Raw genomic sequence first — 6,195 nt, forward strand, 5'->3', positions numbered from 1 at the left:
TAAGCAAGAGGCGAAGATATTTCCCCGCCTCTCTTTCTCATATTCTTACTCTTAGTATAGCACGTTTGCCAACTTATGTAAAGCAAAAGCACTTATACAGCCTGATTTCAGGCTAATTCTTAAAATTCTGCCTCAACTCGGTAGATAACTTGACCCTTGTTGGAGAATTTTTGCTCGTATTCTGTCATGACATTGCCTTCAAAATCACTGGCATGTAAATCAAGCCAGACACCATTGAGCTTCATGCCATACTGAGAAAAGCTCACTAGGCTGTACTCAAACAAGCCACGGTTATCCGTCTTGAAATGAATTTCTCCATTTTCAGGCAAGATACGCTTGAAGGTATCCAAGAAGGTCTTGTAGGTCAAACGACGCTTTTCATGACGTTTTTTAGGCCAAGGATCTGAAAAGTTCAGATACAAACGATCGATCTCACCGTCTTCAAAGTAATCAGTCAAGTCAGAACCATCCACCCACAAGAGCTTGATGTTAGGCACTCCAACTTCAAGCACCTTGTCCAAAGCGTAGCTCAAAACAGACTTTTGAATATCAATCCCGATATAGTTGATGTCAGGATTTTGCTTTGCCATACCTGAAACAAAGGCACCCTTTCCACTTCCAACTTCCACATGAATGGGATTATCATTGCCAAACAAATCCCGCCATTTCCCCTTGGCTTCTAAGGGATTGAGGACCACATACTGGGGATTTGCCTCTAGTAATTCTGTCGCCCCTTTACGATTTCTAACTCTCATCTTCTCTTTCCATACTTGTCTCGGAAGTGACGCAAGCCATGAATCTCCCGATTGACATTTTCTAAATCTTGGTTCATATAATACTTGGAAATCTGGCTCAAGTAAGACAATTGACCATACCAATACAATTTACTTAATACCGTCTGATTGTACTTGTAACCGTAGTAGGTCAACCATTCCTTCCACTGATGTTCTGGAATATAATGGCAGAGCATATGGGCCACATCAAACATGCGATCGGTCAAACGAACCGAATCCCAATCTACCAAATAAATCAAGCCACTGTCTGTCTCAATCCAATTACTATGTCGTACATCTCCATGGACAATGGTCGCATAGTCCTCTCTAAATCCTGGAATAGTCTGACGTAAATCAGCCATCACTTCACTGATAAAATGATTTTTACGCAAAGCATCTGGAGCCGTTTCTTGCCAAGACTGTAGTAAATCTACAGGTGTTTCCATGGCATAGCCCAACCGACTCAACTGTGTCATCAAAGGACGTGAGCGATGAAGGCGGGTTAAAATATTGACGATTTGTTTACGATTCATATCATAGGGGGTCAATATCTTGCCAGTCAACCATTCTTGAGCACACATATCACGCCCATCTGCCAAACGGCGACTCCATAATAATTGTGGAGCAATTTGTTCTCTAGCTAGACCAGGTAGGATTGGAGAGGTGTTCATTTTTACAAAGATGCGCTTCCCATCAGGATAGCTACCCATATAAGCCTTGCCACTTTTCCCAGGTATGGGAGTCAGTGTTAGCTCATTATCACCCAAATCCATTTCTTTCCTCCGTATAAAGTTTCCTTACTATTCTACTAGTTTTTGGCCTATTCGTCAACCGCTCCACACCTGATTCTCAAAGAAAAACCTCTGGATTGGCTTGGGCTATCATTCTAGAAAGAAAAAGGCAAGCACCGTCTTCTGCTTACCTTTTCATAATTTTTATAAATAATATAAGAGTGGCCAACTGTTGTAAAACATGTGGACTAGAGTAGAAACCCATAAGTTTTGGCTCTTTTTATAAGCAAAGCCCAGCAACAAGCCCCCAAGTAGATAAAAAATAAACGAAGGGACATTAGAAGGTCCATGCATGAAAGAAAAGAGAGAGGAAGTTAGCACAAGCCCTAACCAAGAGTTGTCAAAAACCGCACCTTGAAGAAGTCCTCTGAAAATGAGTTCCTCCTGGATGGGCCCAAAAACTGAGGTAACCAAAATCAAAGACAGGGAAATTCCTCTGCTGACTTCCGCCAAGTGTTGAACTCCTGCGCCAGAAGAAATAGCGAAGAAATGAATATAAACCAGCGTCTCAAGCACACTTAGAAGAAAGATTGCAATGAAAAGTAAAAGTTCTTTCTTGCTTAACATCCCAAAAGAAATCATTTCAAACTTTCTAGCATAAGCAACACTCAGCGAGATTACAAGAAGACTTACAATAATCAATGCAGGCTCATTTTGAAAAAAATCCCCATGGTTAATCGTATAAGGAACTGTAATGACGATTATTAGTACTAAAAATCCAAAGCACAAGGCATGAAATTTATCAAAAAACTCCATCAAATTATCCTCCTCACCAAACAGACTTCCTACGCGTCATCCTTTAGCTCTAACCTTTCCAAAACAAACCATTTTAGTAACCAAAATCCGACCACATAACCAGCCCCTAAGAAGATAGCCATTAAAGATAGCATGGGATTTAGGAAATAAAAGACCACAACATATACAAAGGTTAGCACAAAAACATTAAAGGCAATGGTGTCAGAAGCCAATACTAGAATATAAGGAGTCAACCAGTCTAAGGTTTTGGAATCTAGGAAAAATAAGTGTTTATACATGATAACCTCCTCTATGGCTGAAAAGCAAGCCTTTTGGTTTTTCTACCCCAAGACCCTATGTAGAAAAGTAAGCAAAAATGGTAAGTTTGCAATGATATTATTAACAATATGAATCGAATAAGAAGGATAGATACTCTTCGTATAACGTGTTAGACAGGCAAATAGACAGCCCACTGCCGTATAGACAAAAATATCTGCGAGACTTGGCAAGCTAGAAAAGTGGGGCAAAGCAAATAAGAATGACGGAAAAAGAAGATCCAGCCCCCACCTCGAATTCTTAAAGAAGGCATGTTGAAGCAGTCCTCTACACACCAATTCTTCCATCAGAGGTCCTAGCACGATTAAGGTTAGGTAAACACCAAACTCCGCAAAATTGGTCTCACTATAGGCAATAAACAAATTCCAACCTTCATTGGTTCCCTGAACGTGTTTAGCTGTCAGATAGTTAAAGCAGATAAGTACAACAGCGGCTAACACCGTCAGAACAGAATAGCTCAACCACTTTTTCCTAGGGATGCGAAAGAGATAAGCATGGCCCGACCTAACCAAAATCCAAACCATCAAGCCGATAAAGATAAGACTGATGATGTTTCGAATCCAAATAAGATTTCCTACCCAAGACGAGAACTCCCAATAATTGCTCCAAAATCGGGTTGTCCAAAACAGTCCGAAAAACAGAAACAAATAAGAAAGAATGGCACTCGTTTTGAAAAGAATGGAGTGTCTTTTCATAGAAATCCTCCCTACTATGACCTACCCTTGCCAGGCTCTACTACTGCAAGATTAAGAAGAAAGCTCTTCCTCTACTTTTTATAATACTTCAACCCCCAAATGAGTAGAAGCATGATGATCAAGCAGAGAATGCCACCAATATAGGCAATCAATTGCTGATAGAATTCTCCTGCTGTGATACCTCTATACAAACAGATAATAGACATAAAGCCTGTCAAGCCGATATACATGAGTTGATTGGTTCTAGGACTAACCAAATCATCGTCTTCAAACTCTCTTATCCTCATTTCCCTAGTGAGATAAACAGTGACTAAAATAGAAGCCAAGTTGATAACCACTAAGAGAAATTGGAAAACCAAGGAAAAATTTAAAAACTGACGAGATAGAAATAGATAAGTAGAGACAAGTAAGGGCAACTGACCTAGGAACAATCTCGTAAGGAAGATGTTCCGTTTTTTAGCAAGAAAAGTTTTCATTTCTTTGCTCCTTTCTTTTTAGTTAAAGCAAGATAAATCATAACCGCAATCACATAGGCTATGGTATAAAATAGATGATACCAAACACTCTCCCTAAGCGGATATAGAAAGATGGACATGATTAGATACAAGATGAAAATGACAAATATTTTTTTCTTCATAAGATTTCCTCCTAAATATTTATTGAGCTAGAATCTTTACACTGCTAGTATAGCACTCATTTTGACCTTGGATCACTCAAATCACAAATGGTCATCAAAACATCTTGAATTGTTAAAAAATTAAAAAGCAAGCATGAAAAACATACTTGCCCTTTACACCGTATTGATACCAACTTAATTTGTAGATTTTTTATCCTGCTATCACATATCATTTTGACAGGCGAAACAATATTAAAGAAACTCCCCTGTAGATTAAACTAGCGATAAAAAATCTTTTTATCTAATTAGATCTATCTTTATTCTTCTTTGGAGATTTTAAAAATTTTTCCCTAATTAAAGAAGTAATAAAAGAAACAAACATACCAACAACAAAAACAATAAGAAAACTTTTGAAAAAGGTAAAATAAAATCTTATTAAATCAACACTCTTGGAGGGTGTCCCCTCCAACTCCCCGACCTCTGGACAAGGTCTATTTTTTTGAAAAAAATTTATCAAAACCATTGACTTTCTACAACTAAAGTTGTATAATAGATACATAAGGTTAAGGAGGAAACCTTAGACAAGGAAACTAGTAGAAAGGAACATGAAATGTTTAAGTTCAAAAAGAAACCACTCAAGGCAAAAACAAATAAGCTAGTCATCAAAATAAACTTATTTATAATCAGCTTTGAATGGCACATCGAATTTGGATAGTGAGAAATCACTATCCACCCCTTCGGGGGTGTACTTAAATTATAACAGGAAAAATAATGAAAGTAAATCTAAAAATTAGAAAAACTACCAAGCGTGAAAAAGTTGAATTTATTATTGGACTTCTTCTACTCCTATTTGCAGTTTGGTATTTTACGAGGTAATATATGTCAGTAGATATTAAAGCTATCCGCTGGCTTTTAGACAACGCCACAGCCTATGCTATTAGCAAAAACTGTGGCATGTCTATTCAGGCCGTGGACAAGTATAAAAATGGTGTATCGGATATTATGAACATGCGTCTAAAACACGCTATCAGCATGATAACATACGCCCAGGAACTTAAAAAGCAGTGATTTCGGTCACTGTTTTTATTTTTGACAAAACTCCTATCTATTCTTCAAGAAAACGCTTTTTTGGACAATAGGACTTCTATTTTGGTTTCTAATCGTTCAAAATGCGTCTTTTTGCAAAATAAAAAACCGCAAACCTGAGCTTGCGGTGAAAGAACAATTTAGAAAGTTTCCTTTCTATTTATTTTTTAAAATTATTTGGTCGTAATCAAACCATCTGGCTCTACTGTGAACTCTGGCTTGTCTGCCAGTGTTCCATCTGGTTTGAGGTAGTACCAGCCTGTTCCGTCTGCGGACTGGACGAAGGCGTTTGATACCATAGCACCTTCTTTACCGTCAAGATAATACCAGGTGTCCTTGTACTTGACCCAACCCGTCTTCATGGCACCCTCTGTGTCAAAATAATACCACTTGTCAGCGATTTTCTTCCAGCCTGTAGCCATTTCACCTGACTGGTCAAACCAGTACCAGTTGCTGTCTGTGTGCTTCTTCCAGCGGTCTGCAAGCATGTAGCCTGAGCCGTCGAAGTAATACCAGGTTCCGTTGATTTTCTCAAACTTATCTTTTGGATAAGAGCCGTCTTCTTTAACGTACCAGTAGCCAGTATCGTTTTTCTTCCAGCCCGCTTCAACGCTCAAGCCGTTTTCAATATCCTGCTTGAACTGTTCGCGGCTAATGCCCCATTTGGCTAGATATGGATAAGGGTCAATGTGGTCTGAATGGTTGTCGGGTTGGTTATTGGTGCAGTATTCATGCGTTTTGATACCTGCCAAGTCGTCTGTATCAAGCGTTTTAGGCAAGCCTGCTTCATCAGCTAGATTGCGTAAGAGTTCGATATACAGACGGTAGTCAGCCATGAACTCTTCTGTAGTTGAATGACTTTCAATCAGTTCAACTGCTGCATAGGTCTCAGCATTCCAACCACCCCCAACGTCCCAAGATCCGTTATTTACAGGGCCTACTTGCATGACACGACCGTTACCAACGACATGAGAAAAGAACCCAAGCTCAGGGTTCTTTCTGTAGTGATAATCAGCTTCATTTTGCACGGTAGAATTACGGTTCCCCGTAGAGTGAGCGTGCACTTGTCGATATGGCGCATAGCCTACTTGTGGCAAGCCTGTGCGTAGTCTGCTTGTATCGATATCCATTACTCTTGTCCTTTCCAAGCGTCATTCATCTGT

The 6,195-nt window shown here is 39.2% G+C and carries 9 protein-coding genes; 1 reads left to right on the forward strand and 8 read right to left on the reverse strand.

The window, feature by feature from the left end; translation table 11 throughout:
• Positions 1-119: 119 nt before the first annotated feature.
• The 7 genes from trmB to HT721_RS06420 form a co-directional block, all read right to left on the reverse strand.
• Positions 120-755: a tRNA (guanosine(46)-N7)-methyltransferase TrmB gene (trmB, locus tag HT721_RS06390; protein ID WP_001266094.1), complete on the reverse strand. Its 636-nt coding sequence runs from the start codon at positions 753-755 to the stop codon at positions 120-122.
• Entirely contained in the window at positions 752-1,546 is a 795-nt protein-coding gene (locus HT721_RS06395) for a phosphotransferase family protein (protein ID WP_000363006.1), read from the reverse strand. The genes trmB and HT721_RS06395 overlap by 4 nt, the downstream gene beginning before the upstream one ends.
• A gap of 162 nt (positions 1,547-1,708) precedes the next feature.
• Positions 1,709-2,320 carry a type II CAAX endopeptidase family protein gene (locus HT721_RS06400; RefSeq protein WP_173229327.1) on the reverse strand — a complete coding sequence of 204 codons (612 nt, stop codon included), beginning with the start codon at positions 2,318-2,320 and terminating at the stop codon, positions 1,709-1,711.
• Positions 2,321-2,349: 29 nt separating this feature from the next.
• On the reverse strand, positions 2,350-2,598 hold the full coding sequence (blpZ, locus tag HT721_RS06405) for an immunity protein BlpZ (RefSeq protein WP_173212741.1): 249 nt from the start codon (positions 2,596-2,598) through the stop codon (positions 2,350-2,352).
• 42 nt (positions 2,599-2,640) lie between these two features.
• Positions 2,641-3,330, reverse strand: coding sequence for a CPBP family intramembrane glutamic endopeptidase (locus tag HT721_RS06410; protein WP_173212744.1), 690 nt, complete (start codon positions 3,328-3,330; stop codon positions 2,641-2,643).
• A gap of 71 nt (positions 3,331-3,401) precedes the next feature.
• Complete coding sequence (locus HT721_RS06415; protein ID WP_173212746.1) at positions 3,402-3,806, reverse strand: immunity protein; 405 nt, start codon at positions 3,804-3,806, stop codon at positions 3,402-3,404.
• The gene (locus tag HT721_RS06420; protein WP_173212748.1) at positions 3,803-3,967 is read right to left on the reverse strand and encodes a hypothetical protein; all 165 of its coding nucleotides are present in this window, start codon (positions 3,965-3,967) and stop codon (positions 3,803-3,805) included. The genes HT721_RS06415 and HT721_RS06420 overlap by 4 nt, the downstream gene beginning before the upstream one ends.
• Before the next feature lie 858 nt (positions 3,968-4,825).
• On the opposite strand from HT721_RS06420, the gene HT721_RS06425 reads away from it, so the two are divergent.
• Entirely contained in the window at positions 4,826-5,014 is a 189-nt protein-coding gene (locus HT721_RS06425) for a hypothetical protein (RefSeq protein ID WP_173212750.1), read from the forward strand.
• A gap of 191 nt (positions 5,015-5,205) precedes the next feature.
• Here the strand turns inward: HT721_RS06425 and HT721_RS06430 are convergent, their stop codons facing one another.
• Complete coding sequence (locus tag HT721_RS06430) at positions 5,206-6,162, reverse strand: N-acetylmuramoyl-L-alanine amidase family protein (RefSeq protein ID WP_173229329.1); 957 nt, start codon at positions 6,160-6,162, stop codon at positions 5,206-5,208.
• Positions 6,163-6,195: the final 33 nt, after the last annotated feature.

Origin of the sequence: Streptococcus sp. 4094, from assembly GCF_013277125.1 — a bacterium.
In the GTDB taxonomy this organism is placed as follows: Bacteria; Bacillota; Bacilli; order Lactobacillales; family Streptococcaceae; genus Streptococcus.